Annotated in this window: 17 protein-coding genes; 7 read left to right on the top strand and 10 right to left on the bottom strand. The window is 53.6% G+C overall.

Annotated elements, in window-relative coordinates; genetic code table 11:
• Positions 1 to 7 precede the first annotated feature (7 nt).
• From sufU to KDC22_RS09510, 5 genes are all read right to left on the bottom strand, one after another.
• Positions 8 to 439 carry a Fe-S cluster assembly sulfur transfer protein SufU gene (gene sufU, locus KDC22_RS09530; protein ID WP_211722852.1) on the bottom strand — a complete coding sequence of 144 codons (432 nt, stop codon included), beginning with the start codon at positions 437 to 439 and terminating at the stop codon, positions 8 to 10.
• Entirely contained in the window at positions 426 to 1652 is a 1227-nt protein-coding gene (locus KDC22_RS09525) for a cysteine desulfurase (protein WP_173138599.1), read from the bottom strand. The genes sufU and KDC22_RS09525 overlap by 14 nt, the downstream gene beginning before the upstream one ends.
• On the bottom strand, positions 1649 to 2950 hold the full coding sequence (sufD, locus tag KDC22_RS09520) for a Fe-S cluster assembly protein SufD (RefSeq protein WP_173138601.1): 1302 nt from the start codon (positions 2948 to 2950) through the stop codon (positions 1649 to 1651). The genes KDC22_RS09525 and sufD overlap by 4 nt, the downstream gene beginning before the upstream one ends.
• A 25-nt stretch (positions 2951 to 2975) precedes the next feature.
• Positions 2976 to 3758 (bottom strand): Fe-S cluster assembly ATPase SufC, encoded by a 783-nt coding sequence (gene sufC, locus KDC22_RS09515; protein ID WP_173138603.1) that lies wholly within the window; start codon positions 3756 to 3758, stop codon positions 2976 to 2978.
• 173 nt (positions 3759 to 3931) lie between these two features.
• Positions 3932 to 4960, bottom strand: a complete 1029-nt coding sequence (locus KDC22_RS09510) for a nitroreductase family protein (protein ID WP_173138605.1) — start codon at positions 4958 to 4960, stop codon at positions 3932 to 3934.
• Positions 4961 to 5168: 208 nt separating this feature from the next.
• Here KDC22_RS09510 and KDC22_RS09505 point away from each other — a divergent pair, with 208 nt between their 5' ends.
• Positions 5169 to 5675: a MarR family transcriptional regulator gene (locus KDC22_RS09505; RefSeq protein WP_173138607.1), complete on the top strand. Its 507-nt coding sequence runs from the start codon at positions 5169 to 5171 to the stop codon at positions 5673 to 5675.
• A gap of 133 nt (positions 5676 to 5808) precedes the next feature.
• Here KDC22_RS09505 and KDC22_RS09500 read toward each other — a convergent pair whose 3' ends face one another.
• Together KDC22_RS09500 and KDC22_RS09495 are read right to left on the bottom strand one after the other, a co-directional pair.
• Positions 5809 to 6270: a Dps family protein gene (locus tag KDC22_RS09500; protein ID WP_173138609.1), complete on the bottom strand. Its 462-nt coding sequence runs from the start codon at positions 6268 to 6270 to the stop codon at positions 5809 to 5811.
• Positions 6271 to 6522: 252 nt separating this feature from the next.
• Positions 6523 to 6825: a YunC family protein gene (locus tag KDC22_RS09495; protein WP_173138611.1), complete on the bottom strand. Its 303-nt coding sequence runs from the start codon at positions 6823 to 6825 to the stop codon at positions 6523 to 6525.
• Between the two features lie 215 nt (positions 6826 to 7040).
• Here KDC22_RS09495 and KDC22_RS09490 point away from each other — a divergent pair, with 215 nt between their 5' ends.
• Positions 7041 to 7574 carry a hypothetical protein gene (locus KDC22_RS09490; protein WP_173138613.1) on the top strand — a complete coding sequence of 178 codons (534 nt, stop codon included), beginning with the start codon at positions 7041 to 7043 and terminating at the stop codon, positions 7572 to 7574.
• Positions 7575 to 7618: 44 nt separating this feature from the next.
• Here KDC22_RS09490 and KDC22_RS09485 read toward each other — a convergent pair whose 3' ends face one another.
• Positions 7619 to 7996, bottom strand: a complete 378-nt coding sequence (locus KDC22_RS09485; RefSeq protein ID WP_173138614.1) for a DUF423 domain-containing protein — start codon at positions 7994 to 7996, stop codon at positions 7619 to 7621.
• A 164-nt stretch (positions 7997 to 8160) separates the two neighbouring features.
• Between KDC22_RS09485 and KDC22_RS09480 the strand changes: the two genes are divergently transcribed.
• Positions 8161 to 8559 carry a hypothetical protein gene (locus KDC22_RS09480; protein ID WP_211722851.1) on the top strand — a complete coding sequence of 133 codons (399 nt, stop codon included), beginning with the start codon at positions 8161 to 8163 and terminating at the stop codon, positions 8557 to 8559.
• 86 nt (positions 8560 to 8645) lie between these two features.
• Here KDC22_RS09480 and KDC22_RS09475 read toward each other — a convergent pair whose 3' ends face one another.
• A complete protein-coding gene (locus KDC22_RS09475; RefSeq protein WP_211722850.1) occupies positions 8646 to 10928 on the bottom strand; it encodes a copper amine oxidase N-terminal domain-containing protein in 2283 nt (760 codons plus the stop codon).
• A 47-nt stretch (positions 10929 to 10975) separates the two neighbouring features.
• On the opposite strand from KDC22_RS09475, the gene KDC22_RS09470 reads away from it, so the two are divergent.
• Positions 10976 to 11161, top strand: a complete 186-nt coding sequence (locus KDC22_RS09470) for a hypothetical protein (protein ID WP_211722849.1) — start codon at positions 10976 to 10978, stop codon at positions 11159 to 11161.
• On the opposite strand, the gene KDC22_RS09465 is transcribed toward KDC22_RS09470, so the two are convergent.
• On the bottom strand, positions 11148 to 12065 hold the full coding sequence (locus tag KDC22_RS09465) for a hypothetical protein (RefSeq protein WP_211722848.1): 918 nt from the start codon (positions 12063 to 12065) through the stop codon (positions 11148 to 11150). The genes KDC22_RS09470 and KDC22_RS09465 overlap by 14 nt on opposite strands.
• A gap of 171 nt (positions 12066 to 12236) precedes the next feature.
• Between KDC22_RS09465 and KDC22_RS09460 the strand changes: the two genes are divergently transcribed.
• The 3 genes from KDC22_RS09460 to KDC22_RS09450 all read left to right on the top strand — a co-directional run bounded on the left by KDC22_RS09460 (position 12237) and on the right by KDC22_RS09450 (position 21445).
• Complete coding sequence (locus KDC22_RS09460) at positions 12237 to 12902, top strand: class I SAM-dependent methyltransferase (RefSeq protein WP_246553423.1); 666 nt, start codon at positions 12237 to 12239, stop codon at positions 12900 to 12902.
• Between the two features lie 141 nt (positions 12903 to 13043).
• Positions 13044 to 19763 carry a DUF7507 domain-containing protein gene (locus KDC22_RS09455; RefSeq protein ID WP_211722847.1) on the top strand — a complete coding sequence of 2240 codons (6720 nt, stop codon included), beginning with the start codon at positions 13044 to 13046 and terminating at the stop codon, positions 19761 to 19763.
• Positions 19760 to 21445 carry a COG1361 family protein gene (locus KDC22_RS09450; protein ID WP_211722846.1) on the top strand — a complete coding sequence of 562 codons (1686 nt, stop codon included), beginning with the start codon at positions 19760 to 19762 and terminating at the stop codon, positions 21443 to 21445. The genes KDC22_RS09455 and KDC22_RS09450 overlap by 4 nt, the downstream gene beginning before the upstream one ends.
• Positions 21446 to 21527 lie beyond the last annotated feature (82 nt).

Here is a 21527-nt window from a genome sequence, read left to right as displayed (position 1 = left end):
TGTAATGTTATCGCTGAGCTTCTTTCGTATCTATACCTTTGCGAAGCGCGTTCCAGGCCAGAGTGGCACACTTGATCCGCGCAGGGAATTTGTTCACACCGGACAAGGCTTCAATATCTTCGTAGTCTCCGAAATCCGCTTCTTCACCCTTCATCAGAGAGGAGAAGCTGTCCGCCATCTCAAGCGCATGCGCTATCGTCTGGCCTTTGACCGCTTCCGTCATCATCGAAGCCGACGACATGCTGATGGAACAGCCTTCGCCGCTGAAACGGGCATCCTGGACAACGCCGTCCTCCACCTTAAGCTGAAGCGTAATGCGGTCACCGCAGGTAGGGTTGTTCAGCTCAATCTTCAGAGCGTCATCTTCAAATGAACCACGGTTCCGGGGATTTTTGTAATGATCCATAATTACGCGTCTATACAAGTCATCCAAGTTCATAGCTGAAGTACTCCTTTGCCTTGATTAAAGCTTGAACCAGCAAATCTACATCCTGTTCTGTATTGTACAGGTAGAAGCTGGCCCGGGCAGTGGAACTAACCTCCAGCCAGCGCATGAGCGGCTGGCAGCAGTGATGTCCCGCACGTACAGCAACGCCTTCGGCATCCAGGACTGTGGCTACATCATGCGGATGGACATCCCCAAGGTTGAAGGTAACTACCCCCACCTGACGGTTACGGGGGCCGTAGATCGTCAGATCGCTGATCTCCGACAGCCGCTGCTCCGCATAGGCGGCAAGCTGCATTTCATGGCGGTGAATATGATCCATTCCAACCTCCTGGAGGAAATCAATCGCTGCCCCCAAGCCGACGGCGCCAGCAATAATCGGCGTCCCGCCTTCGAACTTCCAGGGCAGCTCTTTCCAGGTGGACTCATACAGCCCAACATCATCAATCATCTCACCGCCGAATTCAACCGGCTCCATGGCTTCCAGCAGGGCCTTCTTGCCATATAGAGCGCCGATCCCGGTAGGCGCAAGCATCTTGTGACCGGACAGCGCGTAGAAATCGCAGTCCAGCTCCTGCATGTCTACCTTCATATGCGGTGTACTCTGGGCCCCATCCACAACGATTACCGCGCCGTGGCGGTGAGCAATCGCTGCAAGCTCTTTGACAGGATGGGTAACGCCCATGACATTGGACACATAAGCTATGGCCACGATCTTCGTCTGAGCCGTGATCGTCTTCTCAGCATCCTCCAGTGTGATGGTCCCGTCCTTCTGCAGCGGCAGGAATTTCAGGGTTGCCCCGGTCTTCTTGGCCAGCTGCTGCCAGGGAATGAAATTGCTGTGATGCTCCATTTGGGTAATCACAATCTCATCGCCTTCCCGCAGGACGGAAGGGCCGTAAGAGGAAGCTACAATATTCAGTGCGGTCGTTGTGCCGCGTGTGAAGATAATCTCCTTGGTGCTGCGGGCATTGATGAAATTCTTCAGCTTCTCCCGGGCGCCTTCATAAGCATCGGTTGCCCGGCTTCCCAGGGTATGAACCCCGCGGTGCACGTTCGCATTATCCCATTCATAATAAGACTTGACCGCGTCAATGACTTGACGCGGCTTCTGGGAAGTTGCCGCACTGTCCAGGTAGACCAGCGGATGGCCGTTAATCTCCTGGTTCAGTATGGGAAACTGCTCCCGGATTATACTGCTAATCATTGGCCTAACTTCCTTTCCACAAGAGATTGGAGCTGATTGCGCAGTCCCTCCAGTGGAATTTGCGACACTACAGGAGCAAGGAAGCCGTAAATGATCAGTGTTTCTGCGTCATGCCGCGATATTCCCCGGGACATCAGGTAATAGACTTGCTCGTAATTGACCTGTCCTACGGAAGCGGCATGGCCTGCGGTTACATCATCTTCATCTATAAGGAGGATCGGGTTAGCGTCACCGCGTGCCTTAGGGCTTAGCATCAGAACCTTCTCTGTCTGCTGTCCGTCAGCTCTGGTGGCGCCTTTCTCGATCTTGGTGATTCCGTTAATGATCGAAGTCGCCGAATCCCGCATCACAGCACGGGTAATCATGTCACTTGGTGTATTTCTGCCGAAGTGCTGGGCTTGTGTAGTATAGCTCAGCTTCTGCGAACCGGAGCCTACAGCGATTACCTTCGCATCCGAACTCGATCCGTTGCCCTTCAGGATCGACTTGGTGTCGCTGGCTGTATCACCGTAGTTCATCTCACCGATAATCCATTCAATGGTGCCGTCATTCTCCACAACGGCGCGGCGGTACGTCACATCCGTAGTATCCTGCCCCATCTGATGTACAGTAGCGTATCTTACAGTGGCACCTGCACCTACGAATACTTCAACGGCGCCGTTATGCAGACCCGCTTCAGTCTTATCTGATACGTAGTTATCCACGTAGGTCAACGAACTGTTAGTATCGGCAACAATCAGAATATGCGGTACAAAGGCAGCTTCCGCGTCATCCGTGAGCAGGACCGCCTGCAGCGGAGTCTCGATGATGACATTCTTCGGAACATAGAGGAATACCCCGCCGTTCCATAAGGCTGCATGCAGTGCTGCGATAGAGTGTTCTTCAGGCAATACTGCCTTATGCAAATAACGCTGAACCAGGTCTCCATGCTCTCTGACTGCAGTCTGCAAATCGGTGAAAATCACGCCTTGCGCAGCCAGCTCCGGAGCCAGACGGGCATACACTGCCCCTGAGTTCCGTTGAATAATCAGGCTGCCTTCTTCTTGCCCCTCGATCAGTCCTGCAATGGAGGCCGGAGCTTCGCTAAGTGAGGCAAAAGCCGCACTTGTCTTAAATTCCCCGTAGTTGTTGATATTCCAGCGGTCAATCCGTGTCTTCTCCAGCTTCGGCAGGTCAAGCCCTGCGGCAAGCTCCAGAGCCTTCAAGCGGCTGTCCTTCAGCCAGCCCGGTTCGCTGCTGCTCTGCGACCATACGCTGAGCTGCTGTGCATCCACGGGAAGAATGGTTTGCGTCGTCATAAGTGGTTTCCTCCTTCCAGCGTTTCTAAGCTTCTTGTCCTACAGTTTCGTCTTCGATGCCGAGTTCTTCCTTAATCCATTCATAACCATCCGCTTCCAGTCTGTGAGCCAGCTCAGGGCCGCCGGATTTGACAATCCGTCCCTGCATCATGACATGCACATAATCAGGCTTGATGTAATTAAGCAAACGCTGATAGTGGGTAATAATCAGGAATCCGCGTTCCGGACTGCGCATGGTGTTCACACCATCGGCAACAATTTTGAGTGCGTCGATATCAAGGCCGGAGTCAATTTCGTCAAGAATGACGATCTTAGGGTCCAGCATCATCATTTGCAGAATTTCGTTACGTTTCTTCTCCCCGCCGGAGAAGCCTTCATTCAGATAACGGTGCAGGAATTCAGGGTTCATATCCAGTTCTTTCATTTTGGCTTCCATCTGGCGGATGAAGCGGATCAGTGAGATCTCGCTGCCCTCTTCACGGCGCGAGTTGATCGCACTGCGCAGGAAGTCGGAGTTCGTCACTCCGCTGATTTCACTTGGATACTGCATGCCGAGGAACAGACCGGCGCGGGCGCGCTCATCCACTGCCATCTCCAGCAGATCTTCACCTTCAAGCGTAGCTGTACCTTCTGTAACCACATACTTGGGATGACCCATCAGAGCTGAGGCCAGCGTACTTTTACCAGTACCGTTCGGTCCCATCACGGCGTGGATTTCCCCGCCCTTCATCTGAAGGTTGATCCCCTTCAGAATTTCTTTTCCTTCAATCGTCGCTTTCAGTCCCTCAATGACAAAATCTGCTGCCATAATTATTATTCCCTCCATTGATCGATTTGCGAAATCAGAAAGTTGTATTGTCACAGGTTAACCCTGATTACAAGCAATTAGATTTTATATCACATTATAATTATTATAAATTGAATCAGGATGATTATCAATGATTCTCACTAATTTTATTACATCGGCCCTTTTTAATCAAATTAATTAATGGTTATCTTCACTGCGTGCGGAGGAAAACCGGAATTTGAATACCGCTGATGTTCCCCTGCTTCAAGCACTGCGACGATCCGTTCCAGCGGACGAAGCCCGAAGGACTCGCACCGCTTCCGGTCATAGACCCATTCCGGAATCCTGCGGCGTAAGTGCCACCCTTCGGACTGGGCCAGCAGTTGAAAATTCTGGATCAAGCTGCACACCGCCGCATAATCCTCGTCCTGCTTGTGCGGGTCTGCCTCTTCTCTGGCTACGACCAGAAGGAATGGCGGTGAAGGTGCCTCTTCAGAGAACAGCAGTTTGCCTGCGGCCTCTGTCTTATCCCCCGTCACATAGATGAACCGCCAAGGCTCCCGCATCCCGTCATTCGGCGCCCAGACCGCCTCGTTCAGCAGCTTCTGGATATTTTGTTCAGAGAAGGGGGCGGCCACGGTATGTATGCTGCCGCCTTCACCGATGGTAGTCCAGCTCCGTTCTGCCGGTGTTCTTTTTCGTCCTCGCGGTGCTTTGTCGAAGTAGCCTATTTCCAAAATCCCGGCAAACCTCTCTCCTTCACGCCAACCGATGAGCTTATAGAACGATTCGCTCAGAATCATGGGATCTGAGTACCACAGCATACCCAGTCCTTGTTCCCAGCCCAGAAGCTGAACAGTCTGCATGATACTGCAGACCGCGGCGTAATTCTCGTCCCGTTCCCGCTCTGTGCCGGCGGACTCGGCAATGAAGATCACATGAGCGGGAGTCCCCGTGATTTGCTTTTTTAGAAGATCTGTCATTGGGGCAGGAAGGAGCTTCCCGAGACGGCTGCCTGTCACCTTCGCGATCATGGATTCAGCCAGCTTTTCACGGGAATCGGGAGTGCCAAAGTAAAGACAGCGCCAGTGCGGCGTTCCTTCGGCCTCGTATAAGCCAGCTGCTTCGTTCAGCAGGGCAACAATCCGTTCTTGTTCAACCGGTGCAGCGCTGAATCTCCTAATAGTCCGCCGTTCTCTAACGGTAGTGAACACATCCTTCATCTTCATCCCCCCAAAATATCGTTTGGTGTCCAATAATTAATATTGTTTACCAGTTAACTATATTTTGAATGAAATACGATGTCAAATGGTTTCATTTAATTTAAAACCATTGTTCTATTATAAATAACTTGTCTGTGAAGTTAGTTTACACGTTAATCATTTCGAGTTAGAATAAAGATACTTCTACAGAAAGGAGATGCTGAGCCCTATGCATTCTTCTGAAGGACTTAAGCGGCTGCTGTATGACCGGTTTCTCCACCTCTCCCATTTAGTTGAAGAGACCTTTGCAACCGAAATGGATGCATTTACGGATCTCACACGGAAGCACGGAATTACTCTCACTTCAACCAGCTTGACCAGTATTCATGTCATCGACTGTATCGGCAAGCACGAGCCTGTGAACAGCACTACCATTGCGGAGGCCATGAAATTGTCCAAGGCAAGCATCACTAAGATCAGCGCCAAGCTTCTCCAGGATGGCTGCATTAAGCGGAGCCGGATGAATGACAACAAGAAAGAAATCTACTTCAGCCTTACTCCGAAAGGCAGACAGCTCTTTGAACTCCACGCCCGGATGCACGAGAACCTGGAGCAGAAGTTCATCGAGAAAATGAGTGAATTCTCGGAACCGGAGATGCAGGCTTCACTGAAATTCATTCAAATGATGATTGATGAGAATACAACGCTCCACCTAACTCTTAGTGACTTCGAGTAGAAACGGCTACGCTGTCCTTTTAAAGGACGGCATTCGTTTCAATGACATCCTTATCATTCGAAAATAAATAAAGTCTCCCTCCAGGGAGACTTTATTCCTATAGTTGAAATTATTCTGCTAATTTATCCGGCAATCAGCCCAGGAAAGAGCGCAGCATCCACTGGTTCTTCTCCAGGTCGGCACGAATCTTGATGAACAGGTCCGCTGTCGGCTGGTCGCTGTTCTCTTCAGCCAATTCGATGCCTTCAGTCAATTCTTCCGCTACTGTAGCGAAATCTTCGATCAGGGCCTGAACCATGCCCCGGGCATCTTCTTTGCCTGTGGCTTCCTGAATCGTAGCAATTTCCAGATATTCTTTCATAGTCGCTGCCGGGCTGCCTTTGATGCTCAGCAGGCGTTCTGCAACCTCATCCATTTTGAGGGTAATATCATCATACAGCTCTTCAAACTTGACATGAAGGGCAAAGAACTGCTCGCCTTTCACATACCAGTGATAGTTATGCACTTTCACATACAATACGTTCAGGTTGGCCACCTGACGGTTAAGTACTTGTTCCAATGAGCTTGTGTTTACTTTGTTTGATGCTTTAGCCATGAGTTGATCCCTTCCTTATCCATGAATTTAGCCGGCTGCTTGTCCATTGTCCGGCCTTGCAGGTGTCTATTCTCCATTTACCCTTTCGGCTACAGGGCGAAACAAAGATGACTCCGGACAAGCCTCTTTCCGCCCTACCCCGTAGGATGAGCCAAGCTTGGGCTGGTTATGCTAAAATTCACTTTTCAAAGGCAGAATGAGGTCAGCCAAAGGGCGGGAAGCTCCCGGGCTGACCTCTCATGGACATGCACCCTACATCATGAGAAGCAGGGCCTCTGCACCAGTCATGCCTGGCACAATTCCCAGCTTTTCCGCTTCTATAGTTACAGATTCAAGCGGCGCGGCCAGCAGTTGAGGAATCGTGCGCACTCCTACAGCTCTTGCAGCAATAATCTGCCGGTCACTCAGCACCTCATTCAGCAGCCCTATATCCAGCGCTCCGCACATGATATAACCCTTGCTTGTGCTGATGCTGAGCAGCGTAGTTTTGGGCAGCTTGACCTCCACACCTACCAGAACATGATCGCCCACCTGTACAGGCTCTAACGTTACCATTTTTGCAGCACCTCCCTTTTTCGCATTTACGTTGTAGGTTATGCGTCCGGTTCTGGCCGCGTGTGGACGATGGTCCTAGTTCCCGGATAAATAAGAGGGCCGTAAGTCCTTACTTCTATACACGAGGGTATATAATTTTTGCCTGTTTAATGGTATAGTTTATATACTTTATTAATAAACGATAAATCGTGCCAAACGATGAAGCTGGGGGATTAATGGATAAGAAACTACAACACACCGACGGCAATTATCTGTTCAATGTCGACATCCTGATTAATGCCCGCACTAACCCGCTTGCACTGCAATTTATGCTTGAAATGTTGAATAGCAGTGACAAAATCACTGACTTCAACATCAACTCCGGTCTGGAGCTTGGAAGAACCATTGATCACCTGCTGAAATCTGCAAAAATGGCTCTGAAAAACGACTCCTTCACACCGGCTCCGATGTCAGTGAAATTGCCAGAGAAGCCAGCGGACCTTCCGGCGGACAAGCCTGCCGAACAGCCCGCAGCCAAGAAGCCGCCTGCAGCACCTGCAGAGACTCCAGCCGATGTATTCGGCAAGATCCGGCAGTACATTCAGAATAACCAGCTGGTCCGGCTGAGAGCGAACCGGCACGGCAAGCAGGTATCCATGCCCTGCCGTATTCTGAACTTTGACGAAGGGGCCAATTCGTTAAGCGTATACCATGTGGACGAGAAGCAGGTCTACACCTTCAAGCTCAATGAGATTGATGAATTTCTGTAGGACAACAAAGCACCCGCCCGGGACTCCGGAACGGGTGCTTTTGTTCAATTCTTACGCTTGAAGGCTTCCAGGGCAAAGCAGATCCAGCCTGCGATGAAGCATACGCCTCCGAGGGGGGTGATCGCTCCGAGAATTTTGATACCGGAAATACTGAGGACGTACAGACTGCCTGAGAACAGGATAATTCCGGCGCCGATCAGCCGTCCTGACCAGCGCAGGCGGTTACTCTCCCCCCACTGGCCTGCGGTCAAGCCGATAAGAATCAAGGCCAGCGCATGAAACATATGATACTGGACGCCGGTCTCGTACACTTTCAGATAGTCTGCACTGATTACAGGCTTCAGAATATGCGATCCGAACGCGCCGATTGCCACAGACAGCATCCCAAGCACAGCTCCCCAGCCTATCAATCTTCGTTGCATGGTTCCACAGCTCCTTTGTGTCTTGAACTCCTCCTATCTTAACGTATCTGCGCCGCCTATTGCCAGCCACTGGTTCTTACAGGTATTTGGCCAGTAGACTTGCATTTGGAGCCAGCTTATGGAAAAGTGGTAGTAACCCTATTTCATCTCAAGGAGCGCAGCCCATGGACTATCATTCATCTCCCGAACCCGAATATGCATACGAAGAGAATAAACGCGATTATAAGCACTCCGGGCCCGGTATCGCTTCATTCGTTATCGCTCTGTTTACTTTGGTATGCTACGCCATTACCTTTGTCTACGTAGGAGCACAAGCCGCATCACTCATGAATGAGAATAATAAGCTTATTGCCGATTCGGCAGAAACGATCATGTATCTCGGCTTAACTGTACTTATTCTTGTAGCGGTTAATGTGATCGGGGCGGTTACCGGCATTATCGGACTTACTCTACGCAGACGCCGCAAGGTATTCGCTATCACCGGTACGATCATTAACGCTGTTCTCCTGCTCCTGTTCATGCTTCTGTTATCCACTGTTCTGGTGAATGCCGGAGCTTCCTGACAACCGCCTCCACAGCAAACACAGCACATCCCCTTTGTCCGGGACATGCTGTGTTTTTTAATAGCTATAAGCGTCTAGAATGCCGTTTACAACTCAAACTCTTCGCTCGAATCAGACAGTCCGCCATTCTGTATTCCTGAACTATTGGCTACTGCAAGCACATACACCTTATATTTGGTTCCTTTGACTATAGAGTTACCGTTAATATCCCTGCCTGCAGCCGCAACAGACTGGTTGCTTCCGTTAGGGGCTACTGCTCTATAATAAGAACCCTGCACTCCGAGGGCCTCTGCGGAACCGAAGCTCTGCTTGGACGGAACGACGAATACCCGGTATTCCGAAAGATTCGATTCACGGGAGGACTTGGCGAATTTAACCACAATTCCGCCGTTATCCATGCCGTAGGTCACATTGGTCACGGAGGTGACCGGAAGCTTTTCTTTGGCTGATAAGGTAATGGCTGCCGATCCATCTGACAACAGGTTAGCACCCTGATAGCTGCCGTTTCTGACGGTTAATACATACACCCTATAGCTGGTTCCCGGCTTGATCACGGCACCGCGCACATCTCTGGATGAGGCATCCAATACCTGACTGGTGCTGTTCCCGGAGGTGCTGGCCGTGATATAGTTGGCTGCATTATTCGCGTCGGACAGGCTGAAGCTGCTGTAGTAGTTCGTAGGTACAACCAGAATCCGGTAATGACTAATGTAAGATTCATCTCCGGCATGAGTGAACGATACCTTCAGATCACGGCCATCCCCATAATCACTGACATCACTCACGTTCAGACCGGATATTGCGCTGAGGCCGGAGGTATTCAGAAGTGTAATGGCCGAAGATGCCGCCGATAGTACATTCGAGCCTGGATTGTTTCCGTTACCGGCAGACAATACATATACTTTGTAGCTGGTTCCATTCTTGATCAGTGCGCCGCGCACATCTCGGCTGGAGGAATTCAGAATCTGTTCGGTAGCAGATCCCGATGTGTTGACAGCCGTGTAATTGGCACTCTGTACATTATTCGCATCATTCAAGCTGAAGCTGCTGTAGTATGACGTAGGAACTACCATAATCCGGTACTGGCTGATATAGGTTTCATCTGAAGCATGGTTGAATGAGACCTTCAAATCGCGGCCGTCGTTATAATCATTCACATCAGTCACACTCAGGCTCGAAATCCCCACATTGGAAAGCGTAAGAACCGCAGAAGCTTGAGACAGCACATTATTCGCTGCATTGCTGCTGTCCACCGCCAGTGCAAAGACCCGGTAGCCGACTCCTGTCTTAATAAGCGCTCCATCTGTATCCCGGGAACCGGAAAGGAGATTCAAACTGATATTGTTCCCTGTCTTGTTAGTCTGTGTGTAATTGGCACTTGCCACTGCATTCGCTCTGCCCAGATCGAAAACAGAGCTATTCGAGGCTTTGACTACAAATATCCGGTAAGAGCTTACCTTAGTCTCATCTGCCAGCTTGCTGAAGCTGACGGAGATATCCCTTCCGTCCCCGTAATCACTGGTATCCTTAACCTGCACGGTGCCGAGTGCCGGAACCGCCTTGTTAGTGAGGGTTACCGGGGCCGCTCCACCGGAGAGGGCACTGGTATTGTTTCCTTTGCCGACGGTCACAACATAAGCGGTGTATCCCTGATTATTCTTAATCAGATCACCGTCCAGGGTTCTGGTAGCAGCGTTCAGCTTCACCACCGGGTTCGCCCCTGTTACCAGAACCACGGAATAATTATAGGAGCCCACTGCCAGTGCGGATGACAGATCCAGCGCAGTACCTGTCTTGACGATCAGCACACGATAGTGATCCACCAGCGACTCATCGGCCGCCCGGTTGAAGCTGACCTGCAAATCCCGTCCGTCGCCGTAATCACCGATATCCTGGGCAGCGACTCCGGATACCGGGGCCGCATTCCCGCCGGCCTGAACCGGAGTGGTGATCGTCACAAGCTGGGCTTCCTTATTCCAGCCCACTTCCCGGCCCAGCGCTTCACTTACGAACCGTGTCGGAACCATGGTCCGGCCCTTCAGATTCTGACCCGGCACATCAAGGCTGACCGCCTTGTTATTGATCGTGGCGATCTTGGAGCCGATCTTGAGTACAACCGTTGTGTCATCCTTGTAAGCTGTTACTGTCTGCGTCTTCTGATTCCACTTGATGTCGGCATTGAAGGCTTCAAAGATTGCCCGCAGTGGTACCATCGTCCGTCCCTTCACCATGACCGGCGGCTGATCTGTGGTCAATGTCACTCCATCAATAATAACTCTGATGGGTTTAGCTGCTGCCTGGGCCGGAGCCTGGAACAACATCGGCAATATCAATAATCCTGCAACCATAGAAATCCATAACTTTTTCACAAGCTCACCCTCCCGGATAGGAAACTATTCTCATTTTCACTCTCTCTTTGACGCAAGCTAGGCGGGAAAAGTTTCTCTGCTACCCCGGTTACAACAAAATAACCTTTGGGACCGGACCCAAAGGCAGCAAAAGACGGCAACCGGAGGATACCCTGACAGGTGTCTCCATTGCCGTCCTGTTTCCGGGCAAGCAGCAGCGTCAAGGTGCGCAGCCCGGTATTATTCCTGATTGACCAGTGAATCCAGCGTAGCATATACATGCGGTCCGAACCCCTCCGAGGCCTCCCGCTGCGGAATGTTCAGCCGGATCAGATAGCCTTGTCCCTCCGTCTCCTTCACCACTACTTGACGGGTCAGACCAGACTCCATAGCCGTAAGATACAGGCGGACATCAGACATCCGCCGGTCCCGCTCTTTCTCGCCGAGCGCTGTAACCTTGCCTGTGGAGGCAAGCTCTGCACGGCTCTCTTGTTCCAGCCTATCCAGATTGTAATCCGGAGGCAGCTTCGTAATTTCGGCATAATACCCGGGGTCCACCTTCATCGCCAGTCTGCCGCTTGCCGCATCAAAGGTGAAGATATCGAATACGTACAACGAGAATCCGTCCCCTGCGGCCAGCGCTGCCGTCTTCTCCTCTTCCATGCCTTCCAGCGTCAGCTTGAAGGTACGGGTATCCGGGAGCACCCCGGCCTGTGACGGCGGCGTCTCTTCACTGTCTGCCTTGGCCAGACTGGACAGTATCCGCTGAATCACGACAGGGTCAGTTCCGACTACTTTTTCCACATAGGCAAAAACCACGGGATCATCCATCTCAAGCAGCTCAGGCGCATCCTCTACGCCTGTTCCCAGTTCAAAGGCCGTCGGCCCTTCTTCCGTCTCAATCTCTACCGAATGGTTATCAATCTGTCCGACATAAATACCTGATCCCTGAATGAGCTGTGCCTCTCCGGCGGCGGAAGGACTCGGCTTAAGGACAGAGCTGGCAATAGGGACCGCTTCTGTCTGGACAGGGACCGATGATTGGCCCGCAGACGATTCTCCAGGTGCTTCAGCCGGGCTATTCCCGCCGCAAGCCGTTAAGGTGAATAGTAATACAGCGATTGCTGCCATAGCGGGTAATGTTCGTTGTGGTCTCATGCTGTGTACCTCCTCTGTATCTTGCGGTAGGGCCAGAGCCTGAAGCTTGCCTACCTTATTAAGGATTACCCCGTAAGCCCGGTTGTGTAAACTTGGCGTTATAAGGTGGGCATCCGCCGTACACACGGAAGCACTGGACTAATACAATAGTGAAGAGCCTTATTCAGCACCTTGAAGGAGTGGTGGTTTCCCCTGAGAATCGATATCGGCTGCGGCCCGGACAAAGAATCGGGTTATCTGGGAATTGACCGCACACTGTACCCCGGAGTTGATATCGTCTGCGATATTGGCGAAGGAATCCCCCTGCCGGACAATACGGCCGAATTTGTAATGGCCAGCCGGGTCATGCCTTATGTGAACGACCTGTTTGCAGCGATGTCAGAGATTTATAGAATAAGTACCCATCAGGCTGTTGTATGCATTCTCTCACCCTATGCCCATAGTTTCCCGCATGTATCCAATCCTATGTTTAAACAAAAGTTCGATGAATATACCCCCCGTTATCTGACCGGCTGCTTCTATCAGCCTTATCAAAGCCCGCTCTGCCCGGAGATACCGGATTATCCCGTACCTGTGCCTCCGTTTGATTTCAGACTGCTGCGGATGGAGCTGTTCTACCAATATCCTTTTGACGACGATCTCTATGATACGGAGGAGCTGGAGGTCCTGAAGACGCTGCAGTCTAACGTTATTCATGAAATCATGTATCACTTCGCTGTAATTAAGCAGGAGATCACCCGTGAAGAACTGGAAGCTATGAGCAGAAAAGTCTATCCCGAACCACGGGCGCTGCTCAAACGCCGGCTTCGGCTGCAGAACAGGAAATATATGTTATAAATTTCCTGATGGACATACAATATTACACAGAACTTCACATAGGCTATATCAACACAAGAAAGAGGGCACACCGGCTTCCCGCAGGAGCCGGTCTGCTTTTTTATGCTGTCTGCCTCTCTATGCGCATTCATTCCAAAGGAGGTGATAAACATTCCTCTAGTCGTTCGGTCTACGGTAAATGCAACAGGTGCCATTACCTTCACAGGGAATACACTGGGGCTGAGCCGTTCAGAGGTAGCTGGCGTACCGGGTACCCAGGATAGCATCGGAGGCTTTACTACTATAAACACTGCTTCTGTATTCGGCACTTACCCCGCCGGTACTACCAGTCTATATCAGAATAACAGCTCAGCAGCCATTCTGAGCCTTCCCGCCGGAAGTACGATTCTGTATGCGGAATTAATCTGGGGGGGTACCTATGTCAACGGCTCAGTCAACCTTACCGCAGCAATCAATAATCCCGTCTCCTTCACTCCCCCTCTAGGAACCACGGTCAGCGTATCGCCCGATCCAGCCACGGCCAATTCCGTAGATCTGGGAGGCGGGGCACTCGCGTATGTCCGTTCCGCTAATGTGACCAGCACCATTCAAGCTTCCGGCGCCGGAACCTATGTCACCGGCGGTGTAGTCGGGACTATCGTAATTCCCGGCGATTCTACTGCCAACCATGCCGGCTGGACACTCGCCGTCATCTATCAGAATCCGTCCCTGCCCTTCCGCAACATGTCACTGCGCGCAGGGGCTGTCCTTGTCCAGGCTTCCTCGGCTCCGGTAGTTACAACCATTACCGGATTCGCTACCCCTGTCACTGGCGCGCTCGGGGGACGCACCCTGTTCAGCGCCCAGGAAGGTGATGCCAACCGCTCAGGAGACCAGGCGCTTTTCGGTCCTACCTCCTCCACCCAGGTCGCCCTGTCCGGGCCTAACAACTTCGCCAATAACTTCTTCGCCTCGCAGATTAACAATGATGCCGGCAACCTGAATACCACCGGAACCTTCGGAACCCGCAACCAGATTAACGGCAGTCCGGGCTCCAACATTGTCGGCGGCAGGCAGGGCTGGGATATCACGAACGTGGATGTCTCCGCACGCCTCGTCAACAATCAGTCTTCCGCCCTGCTTACCTTGACTACATCGGGCGATGCTTATGTCGTGAATGCCAATGCTCTGCAGATTGATATCAATGCACCCAAAATCTCCTTAACCAAATCCGCCAATGCCGCCGGTACGATTGTTGGCGATACCGTGACGTATACAGTAACGGTAAGCAATACCGGCACGGCAAGTGCAGCCAGTGTTGTATTGTCGGACACCTTCCCGGCAGGTCTTACCTTTGTCGCAGGGAGCGTAGTGGTAGCCGGGGTTGCCAGACCGTCTTATGATATAACATCAGGCATTCCGCTCGGATCGCTAACTCTTGGCACTTCCATAACCATTACATACCAAGCCAGGGTTACTTCCTTGCCCAATCCGCAATTCGTCCCTAATACAGCCACCGCCGCCTTCACCTTCCAGAGTGTGGCCGGCGGCCCGATTGTGAGCGGAGTGATTCCCTCCAATACACAATCACTGCCGGTATATTCTCCGGTTCTTGGCATTGTCAAAAGCGCGAATACAACCAACGCAACCGTCGGCAATCAGATTACCTACACGCTGCAGATAGCCAACACCGGCAATATCGGTGCCACCACTACACTCACGGATAACATTCCTGCGGGCAGCACCTATGTTCCGGGAAGCTTTACGGTAAACGGCACTCCCGTGGCCGGCAATCCTGCCGCAGGTATCGCTATCGGTACTATCGCGGCCGGAGGAAGCTCTACCGTCCAGTTCCGCGTGCTGGTTAACAGTCTGCCAGCCCCTCCACAACTGGTTGATCAGGCTACGGCAGCCTATACCTTCGTGGTTCCTGACGGCAGGACCGTCTCCGGTACCGCAGCCTCCAATACGCTGATCATACCGGTCAGACTGCCCAACGTCTCCATCGTCAAAAGCGCCAGCTTCCCGGATGTCGCCGTAGGCGACACCCTGCTGTATTCGTCAGTGATCACCAATAATGGAATTGAAGCCGTGACGAATGTCGTGCTCTCCGATCCGATTCCCGCCGGCAGCACTTTCGTGCCGGGAAGTGTCGTGGTGGCCGGCAGTGCCAGGCCTTCCGCTGATCCGGCTTCGGGGATTACCGTGGGTACCCTTGCTGCGGGGGCCAGTGTGACAGTAATCTTTCAGGTGTCCATCACCTCTGTGCCGGGAAGCGGTCAGCTCGCCAACCAGTCATCGGTGTCGTACAGCTCAGGGACATTCAATGCCCTTACGCAGTCCAATACCACCCTGACTCCTGTATATCAGCCGGTAATCGGCATCGTCAAAAGCGCAAGCCCCGGCAGTGCCAAGGTTGGAGGGAATGTGCAATACACGCTACAGGTCCAGAACACCGGCAATCTCGCTGCAACGGTAACCTTAACCGACACGATTCCGGCCGGGTCCGCCTTCGTCGCCGGCAGTGTAACCGTGAATGGAGCGGCACTTCCTGCCGCCTCTCCGGTTAGCGGAATCCCGCTTGGGCCAGCGGCTCCCGGAGCAGCCTTCACGGTGACCTTCCTGACCTCTGTTCAGTCACTGCCGTCTCCGGCCACCTTGACCGACCAAGGAAGCAGCAGCTACACGTACCAGTTGCCCAGCGGACGCTCCCTGTCCGGCGGAAGTGTCTCGAATACAGTCACTATTCCGGTATCCGCCCCCAACCTCACGATTCTCAAAAATGCCAATCTCACCGCAATCGCGGTAGGGGAATATCTCACCTACACCGTCTCGGTATCCAATCCAAGCGGGGTAGCGGTTAACAATGTAGTGCTGTCCGATCCGGCTCCGGCAGGCAGCGCCTTTGTTGCGGGAACCGTCACCGTCAACGGGACTGCCGTGCCCTCTGCCAATCCGAATGCCGGAATCGCTCTGGGCACCCTCGCCGCCGGGACCACAAGCATCGTAGTCTTCCAGGTCAATGCCACTACCGTTCCAATTCCGGCTCAACTGAGCAACCGGGCCAGCGCGTCATTTACAGCAGGCATGTTCAGCGGAACAGCCCTGTCCAACACGGTGCTTACTCCAGTCTTCATCCCGGTCATCGGACTGGTCAAAAGCTCAAGCCCGGCCCAAGCCTCTGTCGGCAGTCTGCTCTCCTTCTCCATCCTGGCCAGCAACACCGGCAATATTGCCGCCCTGCTGAATCTGACCGATAGCCTGCCGCCGCAGACGGTATTCGAGACCAACAGTGTCAGCATCGGCGGAACACCGCTGCCCGGGTACAGCCCCCTGACCGGAATTCCGGTGGGCCCGCTTGCTCCCGGAGACAGCGTCATAGTCAGCTTCCTTGTTACGGTTACTGCGCTGCCTCCGAACCAGCAGCTGCTTAATTCGGCAGCGGCTTCCTTCACCTTCACCCTGCCGGATGGACGGCAGCTCGGCGGAAATGCAGTGTCGGACACACTGACCGTTCCCGTCTCGGCACCCAATGTCAGTGTCGTCAAAAGCGTCAATGTCATTGATGCTGTGACCGGCGACATTCTTACGTTCACCTCCGTGCTGACGAATAACAGCATTACCTCTGTCAGCAACATCATTCTCAGCGATCCCCTGCCTGAGAATGCAGCATTCATTCCCGGAACCGTAATTGTTGGCGGCGTATCCCAGCCGCTGTCAATTCCGTCCGCCGGTATCCCAATCGGCAGCCTGGGGCCTGGGGCCTCCGTTGCCGTAACATTCGAGGTGAGGATAACAATGCCGATTCCTTCACAGGTCAATAACCAGTCCACCGTCAGTTTCACCTCCGGGGTCTTCTCCGGCTCTTCCTCTTCCAACGTCACTACCACACCGGTCACGCAGCCGCAGATCACGCTTGTCAAAAGCGCCAATGACCTGAACGCCACAGTTGGCGATACGGTCATCTATACCGTGCTCGTCAGTAATTCCGGCAACGTTGCGGCCAATGTTACCTTGACAGACAATATTCCGGCTGGTACCGCCTTTGATCCCAACAGCGTCATTGTCGGCGGCTTCCCTCAGCCGGGCGCTGCACCGGATACTGGAATTACCGTCGGCGTTGTCGCTCCCGGCGCCAGTGTGTCCGTAAGCTTCACTGTGTTCATTGTGTCCCTGCCTTCCCCGCAGCAGCTTGTGAATCAAGCGGCTGCTACCTACACCTTCACACCGCCGGACGGGCGGCTGCTGAGCGGAAGCGCCATCTCCAATACCGTAACGATCGCTGTCTCCGCCCCCAATTTGGAGGTCGTGAAGAGTACGTCTTCCACCTCAGTGGCACTCGGCGATACCATTGCCTATTCCGTTAACATCACCAACAACGGAATAGACCCGGTTAATAATGTAGTGCTCAGTGATCCAACACCGGATGGGGCAGCCTTCGTGCCGGGCAGCGTATCTGTAAATGGCGTGCCGTTCCCCAATGCCCATCCTTCAACAGGGATCGCCATTGGCACACTGGCATCCGGCGCTTCTGCCGTAGTCTCCTACAGCGTTACGGTAACTTCGGTACCGGCAGACACCTCGATAGATAATCAGGCTACTGTAACCTATACCTCCGGTGTCTTTACAGGCTCCACCTTCTCCAATCCCGTGGCGGTGCCTGTCTTCCAGCCCAATATCGCTGCGGTCAAAACGGCCAATACCGCCAATGCAACAGTCGGCGATACCGTAACCTACACGATAACGGTCAGCAATACAGGCAACTACGCAGCAATTCTGACCTTAACGGACAATATTCCTGCCGGGACTACCTTTGAAGAGAACAGTGTGCTGATTAACGGGCTGCCTCTGCCACAGGCCAATCCCACCGCCGGAATTGCGGCCGGAACCATCGCCCCGGGTGCAAGTGTTGCTGTATCGTTCTCCGTAATCATCACTTCACTGCCTTCACCGCAAACGCTGGTGAATCAGGGAACCGTTGCCTACAGCTTTACCTTGCCTGACGGAAGAACCCTGGGAGGTTCGGTGCTCACCAACACCCTGACCATCCCCGTCTCGAACCCGAACCTGGCGGTTGTCAAAACCACCGCGACCACCGCAACCCATGTTGGCGATACCATTACGTATACAGTAACGATGACCAATAACGGCATCACTACCGTTAACAATGTGGTGTTCACGGATGCTCTGCCTGCCGGTACCGCCTTTGTTCCGGGCAGTGTGCTGGTAGACGGTGTTCCCCGTCCGGCAGCTTCGCCAGCTACCGGGGTGACGATTGGCAGTATCGCTCCGGGCGCTTCTGTCACTGTAGCCTTCAACGTAACCGTTACGTCCCTGCCGGGATCAGAAGTGCTTAACAATCAATCTTCGGTCAGCTTCACTTCCGGGGCCTTGTCCAGCGTGGCCTTCTCGAACATTGTGACCACTCCGGTCTTCCAGCCGATTATCGCTGCCGCCAAGAGCTCCAGCTCGGTAAATGCAACGGTCGGGGATACGATCACTTATACTGTCAATGTCAGCAATTCAGGTAACTATGCGGCAACCGCCACTCTGACCGATACCATCCCCGCCGGTACAACGCTGGTTCCGAACAGTGTGCTGATTGGCGGCTTCCCGGCACCGGGCGCTGATCCCGCCTCAGGTGTCCCGCTGGGCCCGGTCGCTGCGGGTGCCACACTGCAAATCGTGTTCTCTGTTGTCATAGATACACTGCCTGCCAGCCAGCAGCTCAGCAACCAGGCGATCATCGCCTTTGCTTACACGCTGCCGGACGGACGGACCTTCAACCAGTCGGCCAGCTCGAACATCAATCAGATTACCGTATCCTCGCCCAATGTACTGGTTGTCAAAAGCTCTACAGTAACCGATGCAGTCGTGGGAGATACCGTTCCATACAGCATAAGCGTTACCAACAGCGGCATAGCGCCGATCAATAATGTTGTACTGAGCGACCCGATTCCGGCCGGCTCTTCCTTTGTCCCCGGCAGCGTAGTCGTCGACGGCACTCCGCTGCCGGGGGCGAATCCTGCCAACGGTATTGCTCTGGGCACCGTGGCCCCGGGCGCATCGGTCCTGGTCACCTTCAGCATCGTTGTTAACACGCTGCCTAATCCGGCCACGCTCAGCAACCAGGCTTCGGTGAGCTTCACCTCCGGTGCATTCTCCGGCGCCTCCTACTCCAATTCGCTGGTTACTCCTGTCTTCCAGCCGATTATCGGCATCTTGAAAAGTGCAGATACCGCCAATGCAACGGTCGGGGATACCGTCACTTATTCCCTCAGCGTGACCAATACAGGCAATCTTGCAGCCGTCGTCACCTTAACCGACTCCATCCCGGCGGGAGCCGTATTCATTCCGAACAGTGTACTGGTCAATGGCCAGCCCGTTCCGGGTGCAGATCCGACTACCGGTATCAACCTGGGGACAGTAGCAGCAGGCGCCACTGTCACGATGACCGTCACTCTGCAGGTTACGGTAGCTTCCCTGCCTTCACCGCAGCAGCTCGTGAACCAGGCCGCCGCCACCTTCACCTACTCTCCGCCGGATGGCCGTCTGCTCTCAGGCTCTGCCCTGTCCAATACGCTGGTCATTCCGGTCTCTTCCCCGGATGTAACAGCCGTCAAGAGTACTCCGGCCATTGATGCCATAGTCGGCGACATCATTACCTATACCATCGTTGTGACGAACAACGGTATTGTTCCTGTCAACAACGTGGTGCTGGTTGACCCGATTCCGGCCGGCAGCCAATTCGTTGCAGGCAGTGTGACTGTGGACGGTGTTCCGCGTCCTGGTGCGAACCCGGCCTCCGGTGTAGTGATCGGAACCATTGCTCCGGGAGCTTCTTCTACGGTAACCTTCCAGGTTCAGGTCATTGTTATATGACAGACGGCTCACGGCTTCAGCCTGTCGTAAGCAATCAGTCCATGGTACGGTACAGCTCCGCAGAAGGGAATGACGCTATTGCCTATTCCAATACCGTCCATACGTCCGTTGTGGGTCCGGTTCTATCCCTGCTCAAACAAGCGGCTCCCTTGAGCGCCTCCCTGGGAGATACGCTGGTCTATACCGTTACCGCCAGGAACAGCGGCAATACACCGGCACTGCTCACGATCGTTGACGTTCTTCCCCCGGGAGTATCCTTCATAGCCAACAGTGTGCTTAGAGACGGAGTGCCCCTTCCGGGGGTTACTCCGTCTTCCGGCATCCCGTTGGGGACTCTTGTTCCGCATTCAGGGGTCACCATCGCTTTCCAGGTCATTGTAGTCTCCCTCCCGCCTTCGCTTGTCCTGGACAACAGAGCGGTTGGCACGTATTCCTTCACCACTCCGGAAGGGAGAACAGTGAGCGCGGACATCCGCTCCAATCCTGTCAGTGTCTCCCTTCTGTCCTACCAGTTGTCCACGCTGCTCTCTGCCAGCACACCTACTACCTTCATTGGGGATGTCGTCACGTATACCCTTCAGCTTAGAAATGAAGGCTCCCGGCCGCTGACCGGGATTATCGCTACTCTGCCTATCCCGGAAGGGGCCGTATTCCTCCCCGGAAGCGTGGTTGCAGGCGGGGTCTATCAGCCTGAGGCTGATCCGGCTTCAGGCATTGGACTGGGTTCGCTCAGTACAGGCTCAGCCGCCGGGATCTCCTACCGTGTCCGGGTAACCTCAACCCCTCCAGACTCGGTATTGCAGGCGCAGGCCCAGGTCTCCTATGTGGCTAATGACAGCCGGAATACCACCGGGAGCAACACCGTTCTGATTACCGTGATCCAGCCGGGAGTAACCGTCAGCCTGAAGGTGGATCTCTACAGCGCAGCTCCCGGCGACAACCTGCGGTATGAGTTCACTGTGGGTAACAACGGGAACCTGGCCGTGGAGGCACTGCTGCTGGATGCCATTCCGCCAGGCGTACTGTTCGTCTGGGACAGCGTCCGTATCGACGGTGTTCCGCAAAAGGGTGTCCGCCCCGGGGACGGAATTCCACTTGGCACCCTACGGGCAGGCGCTGAAGCCGTGGTCGATTTTCTCGTATCCATTCCGGGTGCCACCGATATCCGCCAGACGCCGGCCATTCAGAATCAGGGAGTTGTCCAGTATACGTTCTCCCTTCCCGACGGACGTAATGTCCGGCAGCTCGCCCGGTCGGGCACAGTGACCACGTTGCTGTTAACGCCCGTCATCTCTATTCAAATGCAAGGAGAGCCGCCGGTTGTCGACCCCGGGAGCATTGCTGAATTCAACATTTACGTAGCGAACAGCGGGAATTATCCCGCAGAGGTATCCGTAATCCGGATTGTGCCGCAAGGAACCGTCATGGAGCCGGAGATCGTTACCATCAGCGCCGTAACCGTACCCGGGACTCCATTCAGCGGAACGGTTGCTCTAGGGACGCTGCAGGCCGGGCAAAGCGTCACACTCACCTATTTTGTCAGGATAAACCCGGATTACATGGGCAAGGATCTGCAAGGATATTCGGCCGCCCTGTATTTATTCACCATCGACGGACGCCGGTACTCCGGTGAAGCCCGTTCTAACAGCTACAGGCTGCTCATTGAAGAAATCAGTGAATAATACAGCTCACATATCCCCCATCTCCCTGAATATACTTTAGTTACAACCTGCCGCATGATCCTCAGCCTCAATATTGACAATA

It is taken from the genome of Paenibacillus tritici, assembly GCF_018207515.1.
Lineage (GTDB): Bacteria > Bacillota > Bacilli > Paenibacillales > Paenibacillaceae > Paenibacillus_AQ > Paenibacillus_AQ tritici.
Note: the sequence above shows the minus strand (reverse complement) of the source record. Positions and strands in the feature narration are given on the sequence as shown.

Excerpts from the sequence above, each read along its gene's own strand:
- sufU (WP_211722852.1), bottom strand. The coding sequence starts at position 439 with ATGAACTTGGATGACTTGTATAGACGCGTAATTATGGATCATTACAAA.
- KDC22_RS09525 (WP_173138599.1), bottom strand. The coding sequence starts at position 1,652 with ATGATTAGCAGTATAATCCGGGAGCAGTTTCCCATACTGAACCAGGAG.
- sufD (WP_173138601.1), bottom strand. The coding sequence starts at position 2,950 with ATGACGACGCAAACCATTCTTCCCGTGGATGCACAGCAGCTCAGCGTA.
- sufC (WP_173138603.1), bottom strand. The coding sequence starts at position 3,758 with ATGGCAGCAGATTTTGTCATTGAGGGACTGAAAGCGACGATTGAAGGA.
- KDC22_RS09510 (WP_173138605.1), bottom strand. The coding sequence starts at position 4,960 with ATGAAGGATGTGTTCACTACCGTTAGAGAACGGCGGACTATTAGGAGA.
- KDC22_RS09505 (WP_173138607.1), top strand. The coding sequence starts at position 5,169 with ATGCATTCTTCTGAAGGACTTAAGCGGCTGCTGTATGACCGGTTTCTC.
- KDC22_RS09500 (WP_173138609.1), bottom strand. The coding sequence starts at position 6,270 with ATGGCTAAAGCATCAAACAAAGTAAACACAAGCTCATTGGAACAAGTA.
- KDC22_RS09495 (WP_173138611.1), bottom strand. The coding sequence starts at position 6,825 with ATGGTAACGTTAGAGCCTGTACAGGTGGGCGATCATGTTCTGGTAGGT.
- KDC22_RS09490 (WP_173138613.1), top strand. The coding sequence starts at position 7,041 with ATGGATAAGAAACTACAACACACCGACGGCAATTATCTGTTCAATGTC.
- KDC22_RS09485 (WP_173138614.1), bottom strand. The coding sequence starts at position 7,996 with ATGCAACGAAGATTGATAGGCTGGGGAGCTGTGCTTGGGATGCTGTCT.
- KDC22_RS09480 (WP_211722851.1), top strand. The coding sequence starts at position 8,161 with ATGGACTATCATTCATCTCCCGAACCCGAATATGCATACGAAGAGAAT.
- KDC22_RS09465 (WP_211722848.1), bottom strand. The coding sequence starts at position 12,065 with ATGAGACCACAACGAACATTACCCGCTATGGCAGCAATCGCTGTATTA.
- KDC22_RS09450 (WP_211722846.1), top strand. The coding sequence starts at position 19,760 with ATGACAGACGGCTCACGGCTTCAGCCTGTCGTAAGCAATCAGTCCATG.